Below are 20635 nucleotides of genomic sequence, written 5' to 3'. Positions count from 1 at the left end.
CAGCTTGCTTCTACAGTTACTGTAGAATGTAGAACAGGGGAATGAGCAACGACAGCAATTGCGGCTGCACGGGCGACACCGTCAGGGCCGAACGCGATCCCGCCTATCGAAGGGCCTTGTGGATCGTCGTAATTCTCAATCTCGGCTTCGGCGCGATCGAGATCGTCGGCGGGTTCATCGCCAACAGCCAGGCGCTGAAAGCCGACTCGCTCGACTTTATCGGCGACGGCACGATCACGTTGGCCGGCCTCGTCGCGATAGGCTGGACTGCGCTCGCCCGCACGCGTATCGCCTTAGCCCAAGGCCTGTTCCTGCTGTCGCTTGGCATAGGGGTCATCGGCGTCGCGCTGTGGCGTGCCCTGACCGCGGTTCCGCCCGAAGCCGAGCTGATGGGCGGCATCGGCGCCGCCGCCCTCCTCGTCAACCTCACCTCGGCCGCGGTCCTCTCGCGGTTCCGCGAAGGCGACGCCAATGTCCGGGCGGTGTGGCTGTTCAGCCGCAACGACGCGATCGCCAATGTGGCGGTGATCATCGCCGCCGGCCTCGTCGCATGGACCGGGCAAGCCTGGCCCGACCTTGCAGTCGCCGCCATCATTGCCACGCTTTTCCTGCATTCGGCCTATGAGATTCTACGCAGCGCGCGGACCGAATTGCGCGAACTGTCGACTGTGCCCGGACAATAGGGCCAATGCCCCCCGCCCGCCGCTTTCTCTCTCTGCTGATCGCGCTCGCTGCAATCTGCGGCCTCGTCGTGCCGACGGCACAGGCCCGCACTGATGCCGGCGAAGTCCAGACCATCTGGCGCCTGCTGGACTATGTTGCGGTCGACTATGGTGGAGCGGTCTCGAATGGCGCGGTGACGAGCACGGTCGAATATGCCGAGATGACCGAGTTTTCCGCCACCGTTCGCAAGGGGATCGAAGCGCTTCCGGTATCCCCGGCGCGGGCTCGCCTTGTCAGTGAAGCGGGACAACTCCAGACGGCGATCGCATCGAAGGCGGACCCCGGCAAGGTGGCTGGCCAGGCGCGCGGACTCGCGGCGGACCTCCTCGCCGCCTACCCTGTGCCCCTCGCGCCGCGCAACGCTCCAGATCCCCGGCGCGGAGCCCAAGTCTATCTGGAAAATTGCGCCAGCTGTCACGGCGCGCGCGGCGATGGCAATGGACCTCAGGCCAAGGGGCTCGACCCGGCACCTATCGATTTCACCGACGCCGGACGCGCTCGCAAGCGCAGTCTGTTCGCGCTCTATCAGGTGATAGGACAGGGGCTCGAAGGCACGTCCATGCCCAGTTTTGCCCATTTGCCCTCCGACGACCGCTGGGCGGTAGCAGCCTATGCCGGTGGATTTGCCTTTCGCGACGTCGCAGCCGGCCGGCGTGTCTGGAACCAGACCCCTGCGGCGCGCGAACTGGTCCCCGACCTGCAAGCCTTCACGAGTCTCAGCCCGGAAGTGCTTGGTCGTGGGCTGGGATCGGAGCAGGCCGACGCGCTTACCGCCTATTTGCGCTCAGATCCCCAAGCATTGACAACCGCTTCGCCCGCGACGCTTGCGGTTGCCCGTGACAAATTGGCGCAAAGCCTTGCCGCGTACCGCAAGGGAAATCGGAGCGAGGCAGAGCGTCTCGCGCTGTCCGCCTATCTCGACGGTTTCGAACCGATTGAGCCGATCCTGACGACGCGCGATTCCGCCCTTATGGCGCAAATCGAATCCGCGATGTCCGATTATCGCGTGTCCATCGCGCGAGGTGTGCCGGTCGATGCGGTCGCGGGTAAAGCCGCCGCAGTCGAAACCCTTTTCGCCGATGCCGAAGCTGCACTGTCTCCCGATGCAGCCAGCGACGCATCGACCTTTGTCGGGGCGCTTACCATCTTGCTGCGCGAGGGTCTCGAAGCGCTTCTGATCATCGTGGCGATGATCGCTTTCTTACGAAAGGCCGAACGGCCTGAGGTCCTACCCTATGTCCATGGCGGCTGGATCGCAGCCCTGGCAGCCGGCGGCGCAACCTGGGCAGTCGCGACCTATGCAATCTCGATCAGCGGAGCGAACCGCGAGTTGACAGAGGGATTTGGCTCGCTTTTCGCCGCAGTCGTTCTCGTCTGGGTCGGCATCTGGATGCACGGAAAGTCACATGCGGAGAGCTGGCAGCGCTATATTCGCGAAGCGATGGGCAAAGCGCTTTCACGTCGCTCGGCCTGGTTCCTGTTCGGGCTCGCTTTCCTCGTGGTCTATCGGGAAGTCTTTGAGACCATCCTGTTTTTCGCAGCTCTCGCCGCGCAAGGAAGCCGCAGCGCGATCGCCGCCGGAGCCGGAACCGCAGTGGTGATCCTGGCAGCAATCGCATGGGTCATGCTTCGTTACAGCCGGGTCCTGCCGATCGGAAGATTTTTCGCTTACAGCTCTTCGCTCATCGCTATCCTCGCGGTTGTCCTGGCCGGCAAGGGCGCGGGCGCGCTACAGGAAGCCGGCCTCCTCGGCATCACCCCGCTAGCTCATTTTCCCCGCTTCCCGGCGATGGGGATATTTCCTTCGCTCGAACCGTTGTTGCTCCAGCTTCTCGCGCTTGCAATCCTCTGGATCGGCTATCGTTACAACAGTCGGCAACATCGCCGCATCGAGACAGCGCCCGGTCGATGAGGGGAATCATCACGGGGTCGGCGCACTCCTCCTTGGCCGTAAGACGGCTTCCGAAAAGAGCCTCCGAGCCAGAGTGCTTACCCGGCGCCCGTTACGCACACGAGTTAGGCCTGCTATTGCGACCCGATGCCCGAAACGTCCAACTGGAACGGCCGACTTAGCCTCGGCGACTATCATGCTCTCTGGTCGGGTTCGGTTGGCGATGCCGCCGCGCACCGCCATTTTGCGGCGCAGGCAGTGTTTTGTGCCGAGCCGCTTACCGTGGTCGATGCTGATGGCGCGCGCCTGTCGGGGCGTTGCTTGCTCATCGAACCCGATACCGTGCACCGGCTGCTCCCCGCGCCCACGGCTGAATTATGGTTCGTCGAGCCGACAGTGGTCTTCGGTCCGCCGGTAGATCTGAAAGACCGGCTGATCTGCTCCGATCCGATTCATGTCGCGCTGCCGGGACAGCGGTCCTTCTGGAAAAACTGGCTCACGCGAGGCGCCCGACCCCCGCTCGATCCGCGCATCACCCGCGCCGCCGCCTCGATTGACCGCCTGATCCCCATGGGCTCTGTCCGTCTCGCGGCTGTGGCGGAGGAGAGCCGCCTTTCGCTCGGCCGCTTCCGGCATCTCTTTGCCGCCGAGATCGGCATGCCCTTCCAGCGCTTTGTGCTCTGGCGAAGGTTGATTATCGCCTTCGACGAATTGGGAATGCGCCGCAGCGCGACCGAGGCCGCACACATGGCAGGGTTCAGCGACAGCGCGCATTTCGCCCGCACGATCAAGGCGATGTTCGGTATCCGGGCAAGCGACCTTTTCATCGAATCATAGCCTCTCCGTTCAAGCCGGTGCGTGATCGCGCCTGGTAGAGGCGCATCATGTCAGACGCACACAGAGACTTCGTCCCGGCACTCGGCAAGAGCGGATCGCTCGACCGCTACGATGCCGCCATAGCCCTCATGACCAGAGAGAAAAGATGGCGAAGCGACTTGCTGCGCTTCGCCGAACCGCGGCCGGGCGAGCGGATCGTCGATATCGGGTGCGGCACGGGAACCTTTGCGATCGCCCTCAAGCAGGCGGCGCCGGAGAGCATCGTTCTGGCGGTCGATCCCGACCCCGCCGTGCTGGAAATCGCGCGCGCCAAGGCTGAGGTTGCCGATGCCGAGATTCGATGGTTCGAGGCTATGGGCGACGAGCTGGACGGCATCGACGCACTCCGGCAATGCGACAAGATCGTATCGAGCCTGGTCCTTCACCAGTGCCCGATGGCCGTTAAGGAAGCGATTGCCGCGCAGATGTTCAGGCTCCTGAGGCCGGGCGGGACCCTTTTCATAGCCGACTATGGCGAGCAGCGCTCGCTGCTGATGCGCATGCTTTTTCGACAGATCCAGCTGCTCGACGGGTTCGAATATACCGAACCCAACGCTAAGGGCTGCGTCCCGGTGATCCTTAAAGCCGCGGGTTTCGAGGCGGTCGAAGAGATGAGAGTCATCCCGACGCCGACCGGCTCGATTTCAATCTATGGGGCGAAGCGGTAGTTTCTCGCCCGGCCCGCGCGGTCGCGGCTAGCCGCGCCAGTGACGCCCGCGGTGATGGTGGTGCATCCGGCGCTTCTGATAGCGCCGCTCGTAGCGGTCCCGCCGTTCATAGCGGCGATCATGGCCGCGGTAGTAGGGATCGTAGCCACGATAGCCACGATCATAGCCATAATTGGGCACGCCGTGGCGTGAGGAACGATAGTCGCGGTCATGACCACGTGGCGCGTCATGTCCGCGGCTATATCCCCCGCGATCGCCATGGTGCTGGGCAAGCGCTGTTCCGGGGAGCGCGAAGGCGAGCATCGCGGCCGCGATCGTCATCAGTTTTCGCATGTCAGTCTCTCCTTTTCGTGGCGTTCAAAATCCCCCTTCATGTTTGAATGCGCTGTGAATATTGGCTCCGATGCTGCCGATCGGACGGTGACCCGGCGTCTCCATGCGACAGGCCGATGGCGGGAGAGACAGTATCGCGCCGCATGGTGGGCACCCGTCCCGCGTGGACGAAGCGGGACGGGTGCGGGCCCTCATTTGCCCTTTGCCGCTACCGCGGCCTGGACTCGGGCCTCGACCTGTTCGGGGCTCGGCTGGACGAGCATCTCGCCATTGACGAAGAAGGTCGGCGTGCCCCGGACGCCGACCGCACGCGCGTCGGCGATGTCCTGCTCCATCCAGGCCATCGCATCGGTTGTCGGCATCGCGCGCGCCTTCGCGACATTGAGGCCGGCCTTCTCGGCGGCCGCCCAGGCACCGTCCATCTTGCCGTCGTGCCATTCGGGCTGCGCTTCGAGCAGGGCGGCCGTCACCGGCTCGAGCTTGCCCTGGACGCGGGCGGCTTCGAGGATCACGATCGCCTCGGCCGAGCCGGGGTGCAGCGGCAGGTAGCGCATAACGAGACGCACATCCTTGGGATATTTGGCAACGATGCCCTTCACCGTGGGATAGAAGGCGCGGCAGGCCTCGCACGACGGGTCGAAAAATTCGACGATGGTGACCGGGGCATTTTTCGGTCCGATGATCGGCGAATGCGGGCGAATGAGGCTGTCGACGGGCCCCGCCACGACCTTCTTCGTGGGTTCGCCCTCGGCGGTTCCGCTGTAGAGCATCGCGCCGCCGGTGAAAGCGAGTGCGGAAACGACAAGCGTGGCCACCACTCCGATGCGTTTGTTCATGATTTCAGTCTCCTTTGGAAGTTGAGCAAGAGGGTGAGGATGAGCGCGAACGCGGTCAGCGACGGGAGGGGCAGCGGCACGCCTCCGATTGCCATGCTCTCTCCCGAGCATGATGGACCGCCGGTGCAGGGGACGATCGGGGCCGGAATGACGCCGACGTAGAGCAGGCTATGATAGAAAGCGACGAGACCACCGCCCGCAGCCAGCGCCAGCCCATAAGGAACGATGGCGCGGTCCGACCTGAACGCCGCGATGCCGAGAATGATCGCAAGCGGGAACATGAAGCTACGCTGGAACCAGCAGAGGTCGCACGGCGCCTGGCCCATGACCTCGCCGACGAAGAGGACGGCCAGGCTCGACAGGAGGGCGATTGCCCAGGCCGCGCCGAGCGGACGCCATTTGTGCGGCGCGAGCAGCGGAAAGCTCGTCATCGCCGGCCACCTTTGAACTTGGACTTGGGCCGTCGCGGCGGCGGTGGCGGCTTGCTGTATTTGGACTTGAGGTAGCTGAGCAGGATGCCGTCGATCGACGCGATCATTCGCTGGAAGCTGGTCTTGATGCCGGGAAGCCGGAGCCAGGCAAAGGGCCCGCGGCAACGATAGCGGTGAACGAACTTCGTCCCGCTCGCCGTCGGCGTCAGGATATAACTCTCCTCGAACTGGAGGATGAAGCTCGGCTTGACGTCGAGTATCAGCTCCTCGCCCGGGCGCGCGGAGAGCACCGCCGCGGAGACTTCGAGAAACTTGGGCTTGTGCGGATCCATGCGCATCGAATAGCGGATCGCGATCGGGTCCTCGGCAAGCTGCTCGATCCGGACATAGGGATTCCAGATCCGGTGGTTCTCGAAATCGCCGAGGACCGCCCATATCTGCTCCGGACTATAGGGGAGGTCATGCTCCCGCTCGAACTCCATCAGCTTAACTCCTCTATCGATCGGCCGCCGGGCTTTGCCCCGCGCCGATGTCGGTGACGCCCGCAGGCGATGGGTCGGCGTGCGCGCCGCCCGTCGTGAACCAGCGGCGCAAGCGCGGGACCATCCGGCGTTCGAAGCCCGCCGCGAGGCTGAAGGACGCCGGCACGATCAGCAGTGTCAGCATCGTCGACAGGATGAGCCCGCCGATCACCGTGACCGCCATCGGCGCGCGCCATGCGCCGTCGCCGGTGAGCGACAGCGCGGTCGGGATCATGCCCGCGACCATCGCGACCGTGGTCATCAGGATCGGCTGCGCGCGCTTGTGTCCGGCGTCGACAATCGCCTCGTCGCGCGGCACCCCCGACGCCATTTCCTCGATCGCGAAGTCGACGAGAAGGATGCTGTTCTTGCCGACGATACCGAGCAGCATCAGCACGCCGATGAACACGGGAAGCGAGAGCGGATAGCCCGTCAGCAGCAACGCGACCGCCCCGCCGAGCGGGGCGAGCAGAAGCGAGCCCATGTTGACGAAGGGCGGGATGATCTTGCGATAGAGTAGGATCAGCACAGCGAGCACGAGAAAAATCCCCGATACGACCGCGATCGCGAAGTTGCGCAGCATCTCGGCCTGCCACTTGGCGCTCCCGAGTACCAGCCGCGTGACCCCGGCGGGCAGCGCCTTGAGCGCCGGCAGCGCCTCGACCTTGTCCATCGCCTGACCGGTCACGAGACCCGGAGCCAGGTCGGCCCCGATGGTGAGCTGGCGCACCTGGTTGGTCCGATTGATCTGGGTCGGGCCGGCGCCGAAGCCGATCTCGGCCACAACCGAGAGCGGCACCGTTCCCCCGTTCCGGGTCGGAACAGGCATATTGCGCAGCGTATCGAGCCGCTCGCGCGCGGTTTCCGCAAGCGCGACGCGAACGGGGATTTGCCGGTCGGACAGCGAGAATTTCGCGCTATTCTGGTCGATCTCGCCCAATGTCGCGACGCGGATCGACTGGCTGAGCGCCTGCGTCGTCACGCCGAGCTGCGCCGCGAGCGCGAAGCGCGGGCGAATGACGATCTCGGGGCGCTGAAGATTGCCCTCGACACGCGGCGACCGGATTTCCTTCACGCGGGCCATCTCGGCAAGCAGCCGGTTGCCGACATCTTCGAGCTTCTTCGGGTCGTCGCTGCCGAGCGTGATCGAGATGTCGCGGCTGCTGCCGCCGCCGCCGCCATGCTGCGACTGGAAGTTGATTCGGGCATCGGGAACCTGCGCTAGCCGCGGCGCGCGGTCCTTTTCGAACTCGGTCGAGGTCAGCTCGCGGTCCTTGCGCAATTTCAGATAGACCGTCGCCGTGCCGACATCGATCCGCGACAGGGCGGATTCGACGAGCGGGTCGCGCTTCATGAGATCGGTCACCTCGTCGGCCACTGCCTCGGTCTGTTCGAGCGTTGCGCCCGGGGCGAGCTGGATGGCCACGCGGCTCGTGTCGGAATCGATCGACGGCTGGAAGGTCATCGGGAGCAGCGAGAAGCTGAAAATGGTCGCAAAGAGCGCCAGCACACCGATGCCGACCACCCAGACGCGATGGTCCTTGATGTAACCGAGCCATTTCCAGCGCCCGCCGCGCGCACGCGCGGCAGCGGCCCCGCTGGTGTCGAGGCTCCAGCGCAAGATGCGCATATAGGTGTCGATCAGCGGGCCCTCGCCATGCTTTTGCGGACCCTGCGCAGAGAGAAAATAGGCGGCGAGCATGGGTGTGATCATGCGCGCGACCGCGAGGCTCATCAGCACCGCGGCCACGACCGTCAGTCCGAAATTCTTGAAATATTGCCCGGCGACGCCCGGCATCAGCCCGACCGGCAGGAACACCGCGACGATCGTCATGGTTGTCGCGAGCACCGCGAGGCCGATCTCGTCGGCCGCATCGATCGAGGCCTGATAGGCCGATTTGCCCATCCGCATGTGGCGCACGATATTCTCGATCTCGACGATCGCATCGTCGACCAGCACGCCGGCAACGAGGCTGAGCGCGAGCAAGGTCATCATGTTGAGCGAGAAGCCCATGAGGTCCATGAACAGGAAGGTCGGGACCGCCGACAGCGGGATGGCGAGCGCCGAGATCAACGTCGCCCGCCAGTCGCGCAAGAAAAGGAAGACGACGACGACCGCGAGGATCGCGCCCTCGACCATCGCATTGATCGCCGAATGATATTGGCCTTTGGTATATTCGATATCGCTGAACAGCTCGGTGAATTTGACCTTGGGGTTTTCCTTCTCGAGTTTTCGCAGCTCCTCGACCGCAGCGTCATAGACGGTCACATCCGAGGCGCCCTTGGCGCGCTCGAAGCCGAAGGTCAGCACCTGCCGCCCGTCCTGCTTCGAGACCGAGCGCTGCTCGGCGTAGAGATCCTTGACCTCGGCGATATCGGCGAGGCGCACGGTCCGGTTCGTCCCGACCGAGATTAGCGTCTCGCCGAGCGCGTTGGCGCTGCTCGCGTTCCCGAGGATACGCACCGCCTGCTCGGAGCCCGCGACCTCCATCCGGCCGCCGGCCGCATTGACATTGAGCTGGACGAGCTGGGTGTTCACCGCGGCGGCGGTAAGGCCGTAGGCGCGCATGCGTTCGGGGTTGAGGATGACGCGGATTTCGCGGCTGACGCCGCCCCGGCGATAGGCGTCGCCCATGCCGGGGACCGCGATCAGCCGCTTCGCGACGACATTGTCGACATACCAGCTCAATTCCTCGAGCGTCATATCGGTGGCCGAAGCCGACCAATAGGCAAGCGTGTTGCCCGAGGTAGAGAGGCGGATAACCTGCGGTTCGAGGATGCCGTTCGGCAGGTTGCTGCGGATCTGGGTGATCTTGTCGCGAATGTCAGTCACCGCCCGGTCGATCGGCGTGCCGATCGCGAACTGGACGAAGGTCTGCGACTGGCCTTCGGTAACCGTCGAATTGAGCTCGTCGATCCCCTCGATCGTCCGCACCGCCGCCTCGACACGCTGCGTGACCTGCGTTTCGAGTTCGGTGGGCGCGGCGCCCGGCTGGGCGATGATGACGATGGCGCCCGGAAAATCGATGTCGGGATCGCTCTGGACCCCCATCATGAGGAAGGAGACGATGCCCGCCACCGTCAGACCGAAGAACATGACGAGCGGCGGGATCGGGTTCCGGATGGACCAGGCCGAGATATTCTTGAAGTTCATCCTCTCTCCCCCTTCCGGTTCGATCCCACCGCGACTGTGCGCCCTCAGCCCATGCTGCGATCGCGATAGGCGAGCAGGCGAAGCGCGTTGGCGACGACGACGAGGGTCGAGCCTTCGTGCGCCGCGACCGCCGCACCGATTCCGAGTCCGAAGATCGTCGCCGGCACGAGGACCACGACGACGCCGAGGCTGACCACCAGATTCTGGCGGATGATGCGGCGCGTCTGGCGGCTAAGTCCGATCGCGAACGGCAGATGAGCGAGGTCATCGGCCATCAGCGCGACGTCGGCGGTTTCGAGGGCAACATCGGACCCCGCGGCGCCCATCGCGATCCCGACGGTGGCGCTCGCCATCGCCGGTGCGTCATTGACGCCGTCACCGACCATGGCGACCGGCTGCTGCGCCTTGAGGTCGCGAATGGCGTCGACCTTCTGATCGGGCATCAGGTCGCCCCAGGCCTCGTCGATCCCGACCTCGGCGGCAATCGATTCCGCGACCTTCTGGTGATCGCCCGAAATCATGATCATCCGGCCGATGCCGAGCTCGCGCAGTTTGGCGATCGCGGTGCGCGCCGCTTCGCGCGGCGTGTCCATCAGACCGATCGCGCCAAGATCGCGGTCGCCCATACGAACGACCATCGTCGTGCGGCCCTGCTCGCGGAGGCCGGCGATCGCAGCCGCCACTTCGCCGCCGATCGGCGCGATGCCGTCGGCACCGAACATTTCGGCCTTGCCGATCAGGACGGTTTCGCCCTCGACCTTTGCCGTGACGCCGCGACCCGTCAGGCTGTTAAGGTCGTCCGCCACCGGTACGCGCGTCGACGTCAGCATGGCCTCGCCATCGCGCGCGATGGCAGCGGCAAGCGGATGATCGCTCAGCCGCTCGACCGCCACCGCGATCCGCAGCAGTTCCTCCTTCGGCACGCCGCTGGCCGGCAGGACGTCGGTGATGCGCGGCTTTCCTTCGGTGAGCGTTCCCGTCTTGTCGAACGCCAGCGCGGTCAGCGAGCCGAGATTTTCGAGCGGGCCACCGCCTTTGACCAGCACGCCGCCGCGCGCCGCACGCGCAACGCCCGACAGGACGGCACTCGGCGTCGCGATCGCGAGCGCGCACGGGCTTGCCGCGACAAGGACCGCCATGGCGCGATAGAAGCTGTCGCGGAACGGCTCGTCGACAACGACCCAGGCGAAGAGCAGGACGAACACAAGCGCGAGCACGCTCGGCACGAAGATGCGCTCGAACTTGTCGGTGAAGCGCTGGGTCGGCGATTTCTGCGTTTCCGCCTCGCTCACCATCTTCACGACCTTAGCGAGCGTGGTATCGGCCGCAAGACGGGTTACCGCGATCTCGATCGCGCCATAGCCGTTGATGGTGCCCGCGAAGACGCGATATTTTGCGTCGAGTGCATCGGGCTTTGCCGCGGCCTGCGCACGATCGGCCACCGGTTCCTTGTCGACGGGGACGCTCTCGCCGGTCACCGGAGCCTGATCTATCGCCGTGCGGCCAACGACGACGAAGCCGTCGGCGGCAAGACGCTCGTTGGGCTTGACGATGACGGTGTCGCCAATCGCCAGCTGCTCGACCGGGACTTCGCGAGCCGTCCCGTCGGCATCCTTCACCGTCGCGGTCTGCGGCGCCAGCTCCGCAAGCGCCTCGATTGCGCGCTTGGCGCGGCCCATGGCATAATGTTCGAGCGCATGGCCGAGGCTGAAGAGGAAGAGGAGCAGCGCGCCTTCGGCCCACGCACCAAGCGCGGCAGCGCCGGCCGCGGCGACGAGCATCAGCGTGTCGATCTCGAAGCGCTTGAGCTTCAGATTCTCGATGGCCTCGCGGACAGTGAACCAGCCACCGAAGCCATAAGCGGCAATATAGAATGCGAGCGGCACCCACTCCGGCGCCGCGGCGAGCTTCTCGATCGCAAAGCCGATGCCGAGGACGAGACCGCACAGCAGCGCGAAGATCAGCTCGGTCCGCTCGCCGAAGATGCCGCCATGATCATGGCCATGGTCGTGGCTATCCTCGCCCGTATGGCCATGTTTGTGATCTGGCCCATGCGCGTGATCCGGACCATGGTCATGGCCATCATCGCCATGTTGGTGGGCGGCTTGTGCCGGGGCAGCCGCGGCGACGGCAGTCGATTTCTGAGTGACGCCCATATCCGAGAGTGTCTTTCTGATCATTTCGATGGAGGTCTCCGAGCGCTGGAACTCGGCGCGCAGCGTACCGGCGGCGCCGACTTCGGCCTCGATCACGCCCGGCATTTCGCGAAGCTTCAGTCCGATCGTCCGCGCGCGACGGGCGTGGCCGACGCCTTCGAGGTCATCCCAGAAGAGATGCTGATACTGGCCGGTGAGCTCGGCACCGGCGCTGCGCGCGAGCTGCCGCACGCGTTCGAGCGGGAGAATATCCGGACGGTAATGGATGCAGAGCTGTGGCGGCGAACCGTCGCTTGAGCGGACAACATGGACCTTGTCGACGCCTTCGCGTCCTTCGAGTTCGCTCGTCAGGCGCGCGACGCAGCGGTCGGCGGTATCGGCGACTTCGGGGAGGAGAAGCGGAATATCGAGCCGCAACTGGTCACTCATGATGCCATCCTTTTCTGTTGGCGGTCGGCAATGCGATCCGGGCGCATGTTAAACGCGCGGCAGGATGAGGTGCGGGAGCCATTGCGGGATGCGACCCGGCTCCCGCACCTCCCTGACAGCCGGAAATCCCTGCCCGTGGTGAGGGGGGCGATTGAGAGGGGCCTCCGACGGCCAGGTTTCGAATTCAAGATCATGCGCGGCGCCCGCTTGGCCGCGCGTAGCGGGACTGAACTGTCGTGCGACGGAGTTGCTGTTCGAGCGCCATGTTCGAGCGCTTGAGAAAAACGCTGCAAACCCGCCGCAGAATGGGATAGCCGAGCCATGAGAAGAGACCCGCGCATTCCAGGCGATGGGTAACCTCCACCCCTTGGCCGAGCTTTTCGAGCCGGTAGCTCTCCTCGATGACGAGCAGCCCGCGCGTGCCTGTCCGCCAGGAGAAGCCCGTCAGCCAGTCGAGGCCGGTTATCCGCCCCTCGGATGCAAATTCCGGACCCCGCTTCCCGCGCGGAGAATAGACATAGCCTACGCGCTCATCATCTCCCGGACGATCGGTGAAACGGAGCGTCGGATGCCAGTCGTCGTACCGCTCGATATCGACGAGCAGTCGCCAGACCCGCCCGATCGGGACCGGCAAGCGGAGCGAGGTGCCTACCGAGAACATCGGAGACCTCCTCGCTCGCACGAGCTGGTCCGCGACGCAGGCCGGGGACCTGCGCCGCGGTGTAGACCGGCAAGATGCCGGTCAGCTCTGAACATCGGGGGGCTCCGCGGCGGATTTCCCGCCGAGGATTTCGACCGCTTCGAGCGTGATGAGCCCGATGTCCGGTATTTCGGTCAGCTGCGCCGCAAAGTCGCGGAGCCGCTGCTCCTCGTCGATGATCTCGATCACGACCGCCCGGTCATTCTCCAGCGCATGCTTGCGGTGGAGATGCGCCGAGCGACCGAAACCGAGAACCGCTTCGAGCACCGTAACGCCTGCCAGCTTTTGCTGGCGAGCGAGTTCGGAAATGAACTCGAAGACCCGCTGATCACCGAAGAAGGCGGATTCATCGGTGTAGATGCGCAAGAGCTTGGATGCTTTTGTCATGACAGTCTCTCCCTATTCCGTGACCGGCTGGACCGCCGACTCCGCTTTTCGCTTGAGGAACTTCGGCTGCCAGTTCGCCCCGAGGACGACTTTTGCGATCGCGGGGAGAACGAGCAGCGTCAGGATGGTCGCCGCGATGAGACCGCCGATGACGGTCGTCGCGAGAGGCTTCTGCACCTCGGCACCCGTGCCGGTCGCGATCGCCATCGGCACGAAGCCGATCGCGGGCACGAAGCCGGTCATGATCACCGCACGCATCTTCTCGGTCATGCCCTCGCGGATTGCCTCCGTGAGCGGGACATCATTCTCGAGCCGTTCGCGGATCGCCGTCATGACGACGAGACCGTTGAGCACCGCGACGCCGGCAAGGCAGATGAAGCCCACCGCCGCCGACACCGAGAAGTTGATGCCCGTAAGCGCGAGAGTGAACACCCCGCCCGCGAGCCCAAGCGGCACGGCGAGGAACACGGCGGTCGCGCGCCCGAACGTGCCGAGCGCCATGTAAAGCAGGATGAAGATGCCCGCGAAGCAGAGCGGCACCACGATCGAGAGCCGCTGCGATGCGGCCTGCAGACTTTCGAACTGCCCGCCCCATTCGAGGTAATAGCCCGCCGGAAGCTTCACATTGGCGATCTTCGCCTGGGCTTCGGCCACGAAGGATCCCGCATCGCGGCCTTCGAGGTTCACCTGCACGACGACGCGCCGCTTGCCATTTTCGCGGCTGATCTGGTTGAGCCCTTCGGTCAGCCGGATCTGCGCCACCTGGGCGAGCGGTATCTGTCCGCGATTGCCGCCCTCGGAGGGCAGCAACACGGGCAGCGCGCGGATGTCGTCGAGATTGACCCGGGTCGCGTCGGGGACGCGAACCGTGATGTCGAAGCGCCTGTCGCCCTCATAGAGCAGGCCGGATTCCCGCCCGCCGAGCGCCGCCGACACCGTATCGGCAACCTCCTGTACCGAGAGACCGTAGCGCGCGATCGCATTGCGATCGAGCTTCACGTCGAGCGTCGGAGCGCCGCCCACTTGGTCGGCCTTGACGCTGCCCGCACCCGGTATGCCCTGGAGCACGCGCACCATCTCGTTCGCCGCGAGCGACATCTTGTCGAGGTCGTCCCCGTAGAGCTTGATGGCCACGTCGCCGCGAACGCCCGCGATCAGTTCGTTGAAACGAAGCTGGATCGGCTGGCTGACTTCATAAAGCTGGCCGAGCTGGCCGCCAGCGGCTTTCTCGATACGCTCGACGACATCGGCCTTCGAATCGACACCTGCCGGCCACTGATCCTGGGGTTTCAGGATCACGAAACCGTCGGAGATGTTCGGCGGCATCGGGTCGGTCGCCACCTCGGCCGTACCCGTCTTCGAAAACATCAGCTCGACTTCGGGCAGGCTCGAGATCGCCGTCTCGACGTTGCGCTGCATGACCAGAGACTGTTCGAGGCTCACCGAAGGCACGCGCGTCGAGGCAAGCGCCATATTCTTCTCGTCGAGCTGCGGAATGAATTCCGAGCCGAGCAGTCCGAACGCCGGGATCGCAAGGACGAAGAAGGCAAAGCCGCCGGCGATGAAAGCCCACGGCTTGGCGAGCGCCTTGTCGAGCAAGGGCAGGTAGCGCTCCTTCGACTTGCGGATCGCCCAGACTTCCTTCTCGGCAACCTTGCCGCGAATCATCAGCGCGACAAGCGCCGGAACCAGGGTGATCGCGAGAATGAAGGCCGCAACGAGCGCGAGCATGATGGTGATGGCCATCGGCGAGAAGGTCTTCCCCTCGACGCCCGTAAACATCAGCAACGGCGCGAAGGCCAGTAGGATGATCGCCTGGCCGAAGACGGTCGGTTTGATCATCTCCTGGCTCGCGCGCATCGTCTCCTCGAGACGTTCGCGAAGGTTGAGCAATCTCCCTTCATGCTCCTGCCGGTGCGCCAGTCTGGCGAGGCAGTTTTCGATGATGATCACCGCCCCGTCGACGATCAGACCGAAGTCGAGCGCGCCGAGGCTCATCAGGTTACCGGGGACCCGGAAGGCGTTCATGCCCATCGCCATCATCAGGAAGGAGAAGGGAATGACGAGCACCGCGATGATCGCGGCGCGCCAGTTGCCGAGCAGGAAGAAGAGCGCGGCCGCTACGAGCAGCGCGCCTTCGGTGAGGTTCTTTTCAACCGTGCCGACGGTTGCGTTCACGAGCTTGGCGCGGTCGAGTACCACCTTCACTTCGACGCCGGGCGGCAGGGTCTTCGACACCTGCGCGATCTTCGCCGAAACATCCTCCGCAACAGTGCGGCTATTCTGCCCGATCAGCATGAGCACGGTCCCGATGACCGCCTCCTTGCCGTTCATGCTGCCCGCACCGGTTCTGAGGTCGCCGCCGATCTTCACATTGGCGAGCTGTCCAACCGTCACGGGCACGCCGCCGCGCGTCGCGACGACGGCGTTGCGGATTTCGTCGACCGAGCGGACGCGTGCATCGACGCGCACGAGATAGGCCTCGCCTGCCCGGTTATAGTAGTTGGCACCGACCGCGAGGTTGGCGCGTTCAAGGGCTTCGCCCAGTTCGCTATAGGAAATGCCGTAGCTGGTGAGGCGGGTCGGATCGGGTTCGACCACGAAGGTCTTGGCATAGCCGCCGATCGAGTCGACGCCGGCGACGCCGCCGACCGACTTCAATTGCGGGCTGACGATCCAGTCCTGGACCGTGCGAAGATAGCCCGATTTGGCGATCTCGTCGGTGAGGATATCGCCCTCGGGGGTCAGATAGCTGCCGTCGGGTTGCCAACCTGGTTGGCCCGCGACCTTCTTGGCGCCCTTCCCGTCGGGATTTTTGTAGCCGACGGTGTACATGACGACCTCGCCGAGACCCGTCGTGACGGGACCGATCTGCGGCTGGGCCCCGTCGGGAAGATTCTCGCCCGCCTGGAGAAGCCGTTCGCCCACCTGCTGGCGCGCGAAATAGAGGTCGGTTTCATCGGTGAAGATTGCCGTCACCTGGCTGAAGCCGTTGCGCGAGATCGAGCGTGTCGTCTCGAGCCCCGGAATGCCGGCGAGCGAGATTTCGATCGGATAGGTTACGAGCTTCTCGATTTCGACCGGCGAGAGACGCGGATCGATCGTGTTGATTTGCACCTGCTTGTTGGTGATGTCGGGAACCGCGTCGATCGGCAGCTTGGTGAGCTGCCATACGCCGAGTCCCGCGATCACGAGGAAGAGAAAGAGTACCGCCCAGCGCGCGCGGACGGATAGCGCCATCAGTTTCGCGATCACGGTTTATTCCTCCTCGCCCGCGCCCTTGCCGAGTTCGGCCTTGAGCAGGAATGCGTTCTTGGTCGCGACGATCTGGCCCGGCTTCAGCCCGGCGAGGATTTCGACACGGCCCGCGCTGCGCTGGCCGACGGTCACCTGCTGCGCGCGGAAGCCGTCCTTCGTGCGGACGAACACCACGTCGCGGCCTTCGAGCGTCTGGAGGGCTTCGTCCGCGATCACGATACGGGCCGGCCCACCGGTTTCGGCGCCGCGGCTCGGAAGCAGCCGCACCCGGACCGCCAAGCCCGGCTGGAGCGCCCCGGGTACGTCGAGCACGGCGGTTGCCGAGCGCGTGTCGCCCGACAGGCCGGGCGTGACGGCGCGCACGCGGGCATCGATCGTCCGTCCGTCGGGAAGTTCGATGATCGCACGGTCTCCGGGCGAGAGCCGCTGGGCATCGGCCGGACCGACGGCGGCCTCGATCTGCACCTTGCTGGGATCGGCAACGCGGAACAATTCGGTTTCGGGCTGAACGAAGGCGCCAAGGCTGGCGTTCTCGGCCGTGATCCGTCCCGAGATCGGGCTTGCCACGATGACGCTGCTGCCATCGCGCGTGACCTGCGCGGCGCTCGCTGCGGCACGCGCGCGCTGCGCTTCGGCCGCGGCGGCCGCGGCTTCGGCTTGCGCCTGCTCATAGTCGACGCGCGCCGACACCTTCTGGTCGAACAGGGTCTTCTCGCGGTGGAGATTTTTCTGCGCGAGCGTCGAGCGCGCATCGGCGGCAATCCGTTCGGCCGCAATCTGGGCGGCGTCGCGGCTTTGCACGATCGCGATCGTCTCACCGGCGCTGACCGGATCGCCGAGCCGCTTGAAGAGACGGGTGACCGCGCCGCCCGCGCGGGCGGTGACGATCGCCTCGCCGCTCGGCGCGGCGGTAACGGTCGCTTGCGAGATGATTTCCGAACCGAGTCCGCCGGCGCCGATCGTCTCGACGCCGATCTCGGCGGCCTTGATCGCTTCGGGCGTGATGGCGAGGCTGCTCGGAAGGGCTTCGCTCGCCGCTTCCTTTTCGCCTTCGGCAGCCGGCGCGGCGGCCGGGTCGGCGGTGCAGCGTGCAACGCCGAAGCCCGTGACGGCAGCGAGTATCATGGCGCCCGCGACAGTGCCGAGGAGACGCTTGTCCTTGGTGATCATATTCTATCTCCGCTGTTGATGCGGTTCGCGCGCCGACCGGCGGCGCACCCCTGTTGACTTGGAAGGACGATGGCGAAGGCGCCTCCGTCCACTGGAAGGCTCGGCGCGCTCATGGCTGATGATCCGCATCGCCGTCGGCGGCTGCCTGGCGCGATAGGATGGCGCGGGCTTCGGCCCGGGCCTGGCGCGCCGCGATCAGTTCGGCCTGCGTTGCCGCATAGGCCTGCTGCGCGTCGATATATTCGACGAGCGAGGACTTGCCGGCGCGGTAGCTGAGTTCGGCGAGCCGGACACCTTCGCGCGCCTGCTCGATGCCGCTACCCTCAAGCGCCGCGAGGCGGGCCTCTGCGGCTTCGAGTTCGGCCTGCGCATTGGCGATCTCCGCCTGAGCATTGACCACTGCATTCTCGCGCCGCGCAATGGCGGCGGCGACATCGGATTTGGCTGCCGAGATGTTGCCGCGGTTGCGGTCGAAGACGGGGAGCGGCACGGAAACATTGGCGATCAATGCGCGATCGCCGGTGTCGCGAAGCTGACGCACCCCGAAGCCGACCGACGGATCGAGCCGGCCATCGGCGCGCTGCCCCTGGAGCCGCGCTTCAGCAATCAGCTTCTCGGTTTCTGCCAAGCGAACGTCGAGCGTCGCGAGCGAGTCCACCGTCTCCGGTGCCACCCACATATCGCCTTCCATCAACTCGGCAGGCGGGACCGAGCTTCCAAGGAGCGCCGCGAGCGAACGCCGGGCGGTCCTTTCTTCGGCCTCGGCCGTGCGTAGCTCGGCGGTGGCCTGAACGAGAGCCGCATTGGCGCGGAACGCACGGAGCGGCGGCTCGTTGCCGGTATCGACCATGGCCTGTGCCACGCGGACGAGTTCGCGGGCACGCGCTTCATTTTCGCGTGCGAGCGCGAGGCTATCGCGGGCCGCGAGAGCGGTCGCGAACTGGTTGCGGACATCGAGCGCAAGATCTGCGCGTGCAATCTCCAACTTGTACTTCGCGGCCAGAAACTCGGCGTCGGCGAGCGTCATGCGCGACCGGCGCCGGCCCCCGATATCGAGACGCTGATTGACCGACACGGTCGTTTCGAGACCGTTCAGGCCCGAGTAGGGGCCGGTGCCTGCGAAATTCTCGACATCGACATTGAGCGTCGGATTGTAGCGATAGCCCGCCTGACGCTGGCGACCGCGAGCGGCCTCCACTTCGGCTTCGGCGGCAACCACGCGCGGCGAGCGCGCGTCGGCTTCCTCCATCGCCTGCGCGAGGGACAATCGAGCGGGAAGCGGGCCGGTACGCACGGCCTCGCCTGCGGAAGAAGGCGGTCCCACCAGCTCCGTCGCTGCCGACTGGGCAGCGGCGGGCGCGGAATTTGAGCCTGCAACGAGCGCCACGAGACTCGCGGCGACAACTATGGATTTCATGAAAAGGAGACTCCTGACGTTTCCAGGGAGAAGCGCACGCGAAGGGCACGCGCAGACCTAGAGCGTCAGGCGATTGGAGGGCGGAACGTCCCGATATAGGCGACGGGCGGCAAGGCGGCCGTCAGGATGCGCGTATGCGCTTCAGGGGCAGGCGTTTCGGTCGCTGCCGACAGCGATTCCGCCGGGACGCCCGAATGGTGACCGTGGCAGCCATGAGCGGCGGCAGGCACCTGCTGCTTTTCGCCGGGAGAGGATTTTTTCTTGTCGACTTCGGCGCCTTCGATCGCCGGTGCGGGAACGCAGCCGGCTTCGATCACAGCAACGAAAAGGCTCGCCTCGGCCCGATCCTCGGTCGCATGTGCGAGCGACCCCGCAACCGTTCCGGATGCAAGGAGAAGGGTCAGGAGGAAGAGGATCACCCGTCGCATTGAAACCGGCCCCTAGCATCGAAACGGCGCGGTGAAAAGTAGAAGATTTTCAATCAACTTCGGCGGCACTCTTCGAACCCCCGAACCGGCTCCGTAATTTTATCTCATGGAGGTAAGAGAGCAGTGCACCTTGCCCCTCTATAGTTGCAGATGCGCCTCAAGAAACAGGATATCGGCCGAACAATCACGCGTTAAGCACAATAATTCTACAATTGTCTTTCACTCTTATTTCTATCGCTTCGCTATTGGCTCCCGCCTCCTTTGTTCGGGACGACATTCGAGCGATATGCTTCCCGTGAGACGAGGGGGTAAATCGGACGCAGAGCGGCACAGCGTCCTGCCGGAACATCAGGGCTTGACCCTGTATCTACTACAGGGTGCAAGAGCCTGCCCTGCACAAAAAAGGGGGAAAGAGGATGGTGCCGCCGACAGTAAATCCCGTGAGCATGGCCGTCATCGAGCCGCTGCTGCGCGAGCAATATCGCCTGTTTTGCGAATCACGCCGAATCGGAGATGAAGCCGCTGCGTGGCAGGCGCTGGAATGGGAACATATATTGAGCCAGCCCTATATGGGCGCGCATCTCGCCTCCCACTGGCACATGTTTCGCTATGCGATCGAGCTCGGCGATGCCCGTGAAGCTACCGGTCAGGCAATGCGGTTCCTGCTCGTCCCGCTCGGTTCGCTGACCGGCCGCCTCCCCGCAGGGAATAATGGTCGCGCGCGGGTGAGCGCCTTCGAGCCGATGCCGATGCCGCAGGCCCTCGAAGCGCTGATCGAAACGGCCCGGTCGACGGAGAGCCGCGCTGCGCGAACCGATTGATCCGGTTTTGGACTTCCGGAACGGGTCATTCGCTGTTAGGGGCGCGACCATGTCCGGCGCTACCCTTCGCCTGTTGCTTGTGTTCATCCTGCTGCTCAGCGGGCTCCACAATGCTGCGCCGGCGATGGCGGGCATGACGCACCATGCGACGGATTCGCATCTTTCGCACCATGTCGAGCCGGGCCATGCGTCGGACAAGGACACGCAAAAAGGTCAGCAGGACGCCGACCTCCACGGCAGTCACCATAATTGCCCGGTCGCATCCGATCAGGCCCTTTCGGGTCATGACGATCTGTCCTGTTTTTCCGGCGGCCTGCACTTTGCGTTGCCCGCGACGCGCCTCGCTTCGCGCGCGCTCGCACCGCCCCTGAACCCTCCCCTCGCCTGAACGCCGCCTGCCGCGCGGCCCCTTTTCGGCCTGCGCTCAGTCGAATCG

Annotated in this window: 18 protein-coding genes; 6 read left to right on the top strand and 12 right to left on the bottom strand. The window is 65.0% G+C overall.

Annotation, left to right across the window (positions count from 1 at the left end; all coding sequences use genetic code 11):
* The first annotated feature begins 41 nt into the window (after positions 1-41).
* The 4 genes from SKP52_RS22520 (at position 42) to SKP52_RS22505 (ending at position 4158) form a co-directional block, all read left to right on the top strand.
* Entirely contained in the window at positions 42-683 is a 642-nt protein-coding gene (locus SKP52_RS22520; RefSeq protein WP_037553278.1) for a cation transporter, read from the top strand.
* Between the two features lie 5 nt (positions 684-688).
* Positions 689-2635 carry a cytochrome c/FTR1 family iron permease gene (locus SKP52_RS22515; protein ID WP_003046463.1) on the top strand — a complete coding sequence of 649 codons (1947 nt, stop codon included), beginning with the start codon at positions 689-691 and terminating at the stop codon, positions 2633-2635.
* Positions 2636-2761: 126 nt separating this feature from the next.
* Positions 2762-3451, top strand: coding sequence for a helix-turn-helix transcriptional regulator (locus SKP52_RS24870; RefSeq protein ID WP_003046466.1), 690 nt, complete (start codon positions 2762-2764; stop codon positions 3449-3451).
* A 47-nt stretch (positions 3452-3498) separates the two neighbouring features.
* Positions 3499-4158: a class I SAM-dependent methyltransferase gene (locus SKP52_RS22505; protein WP_037553277.1), complete on the top strand. Its 660-nt coding sequence runs from the start codon at positions 3499-3501 to the stop codon at positions 4156-4158.
* Positions 4159-4185: 27 nt separating this feature from the next.
* Here SKP52_RS22505 and SKP52_RS22500 read toward each other — a convergent pair whose 3' ends face one another.
* The 12 genes from SKP52_RS22500 to SKP52_RS22445 all read right to left on the bottom strand — a co-directional run bounded on the left by SKP52_RS22500 (position 4186) and on the right by SKP52_RS22445 (position 19378).
* Entirely contained in the window at positions 4186-4491 is a 306-nt protein-coding gene (locus SKP52_RS22500; RefSeq protein WP_003046472.1) for a hypothetical protein, read from the bottom strand.
* 191 nt (positions 4492-4682) lie between these two features.
* The gene (locus SKP52_RS22495) at positions 4683-5327 is read right to left on the bottom strand and encodes a DsbA family protein (protein ID WP_003046475.1); all 645 of its coding nucleotides are present in this window, start codon (positions 5325-5327) and stop codon (positions 4683-4685) included.
* Positions 5324-5758, bottom strand: coding sequence for a disulfide bond formation protein B (locus SKP52_RS22490; protein WP_003046478.1), 435 nt, complete (start codon positions 5756-5758; stop codon positions 5324-5326). The genes SKP52_RS22495 and SKP52_RS22490 overlap by 4 nt, the downstream gene beginning before the upstream one ends.
* Positions 5755-6240, bottom strand: a complete 486-nt coding sequence (locus tag SKP52_RS22485; RefSeq protein ID WP_003046480.1) for an SRPBCC family protein — start codon at positions 6238-6240, stop codon at positions 5755-5757. The genes SKP52_RS22490 and SKP52_RS22485 overlap by 4 nt, the downstream gene beginning before the upstream one ends.
* A gap of 13 nt (positions 6241-6253) precedes the next feature.
* A complete protein-coding gene (locus SKP52_RS22480) occupies positions 6254-9433 on the bottom strand; it encodes an efflux RND transporter permease subunit (protein WP_003046483.1) in 3180 nt (1059 codons plus the stop codon).
* Between the two features lie 44 nt (positions 9434-9477).
* On the bottom strand, positions 9478-12018 hold the full coding sequence (locus tag SKP52_RS22475; protein ID WP_003046486.1) for a heavy metal translocating P-type ATPase: 2541 nt from the start codon (positions 12016-12018) through the stop codon (positions 9478-9480).
* A gap of 190 nt (positions 12019-12208) precedes the next feature.
* Complete coding sequence (locus SKP52_RS22470; protein WP_003046490.1) at positions 12209-12679, bottom strand: SRPBCC family protein; 471 nt, start codon at positions 12677-12679, stop codon at positions 12209-12211.
* An 81-nt stretch (positions 12680-12760) separates the two neighbouring features.
* Complete coding sequence (locus SKP52_RS22465) at positions 12761-13105, bottom strand: DUF190 domain-containing protein (protein WP_003046493.1); 345 nt, start codon at positions 13103-13105, stop codon at positions 12761-12763.
* A gap of 12 nt (positions 13106-13117) precedes the next feature.
* Positions 13118-16360, bottom strand: a complete 3243-nt coding sequence (locus tag SKP52_RS22460) for an efflux RND transporter permease subunit (protein ID WP_003046495.1) — start codon at positions 16358-16360, stop codon at positions 13118-13120.
* Positions 16361-16363: 3 nt separating this feature from the next.
* Positions 16364-17533: an efflux RND transporter periplasmic adaptor subunit gene (locus SKP52_RS22455; protein WP_003046498.1), complete on the bottom strand. Its 1170-nt coding sequence runs from the start codon at positions 17531-17533 to the stop codon at positions 16364-16366.
* 109 nt (positions 17534-17642) lie between these two features.
* Positions 17643-18950, bottom strand: coding sequence for a TolC family protein (locus SKP52_RS22450; RefSeq protein WP_037553274.1), 1308 nt, complete (start codon positions 18948-18950; stop codon positions 17643-17645).
* 65 nt (positions 18951-19015) lie between these two features.
* Entirely contained in the window at positions 19016-19378 is a 363-nt protein-coding gene (locus SKP52_RS22445) for a hypothetical protein (RefSeq protein ID WP_003046504.1), read from the bottom strand.
* Positions 19379-19794: 416 nt separating this feature from the next.
* On the opposite strand from SKP52_RS22445, the gene SKP52_RS22440 reads away from it, so the two are divergent.
* Both SKP52_RS22440 and SKP52_RS22435 read left to right on the top strand, forming a co-directional pair.
* Complete coding sequence (locus SKP52_RS22440) at positions 19795-20199, top strand: DUF3703 domain-containing protein (RefSeq protein WP_003046507.1); 405 nt, start codon at positions 19795-19797, stop codon at positions 20197-20199.
* 49 nt (positions 20200-20248) lie between these two features.
* Positions 20249-20587, top strand: coding sequence for a hypothetical protein (locus SKP52_RS22435; RefSeq protein ID WP_003046510.1), 339 nt, complete (start codon positions 20249-20251; stop codon positions 20585-20587).
* Positions 20588-20635: the final 48 nt, after the last annotated feature.

The organism is Sphingopyxis fribergensis (assembly GCF_000803645.1).
GTDB classification, from domain to species: domain Bacteria; phylum Pseudomonadota; class Alphaproteobacteria; order Sphingomonadales; family Sphingomonadaceae; genus Sphingopyxis; species Sphingopyxis fribergensis.
The sequence above is the reverse complement of the archived record's forward strand: the minus strand, read 5'-3'. Positions and strand labels throughout refer to the sequence as shown.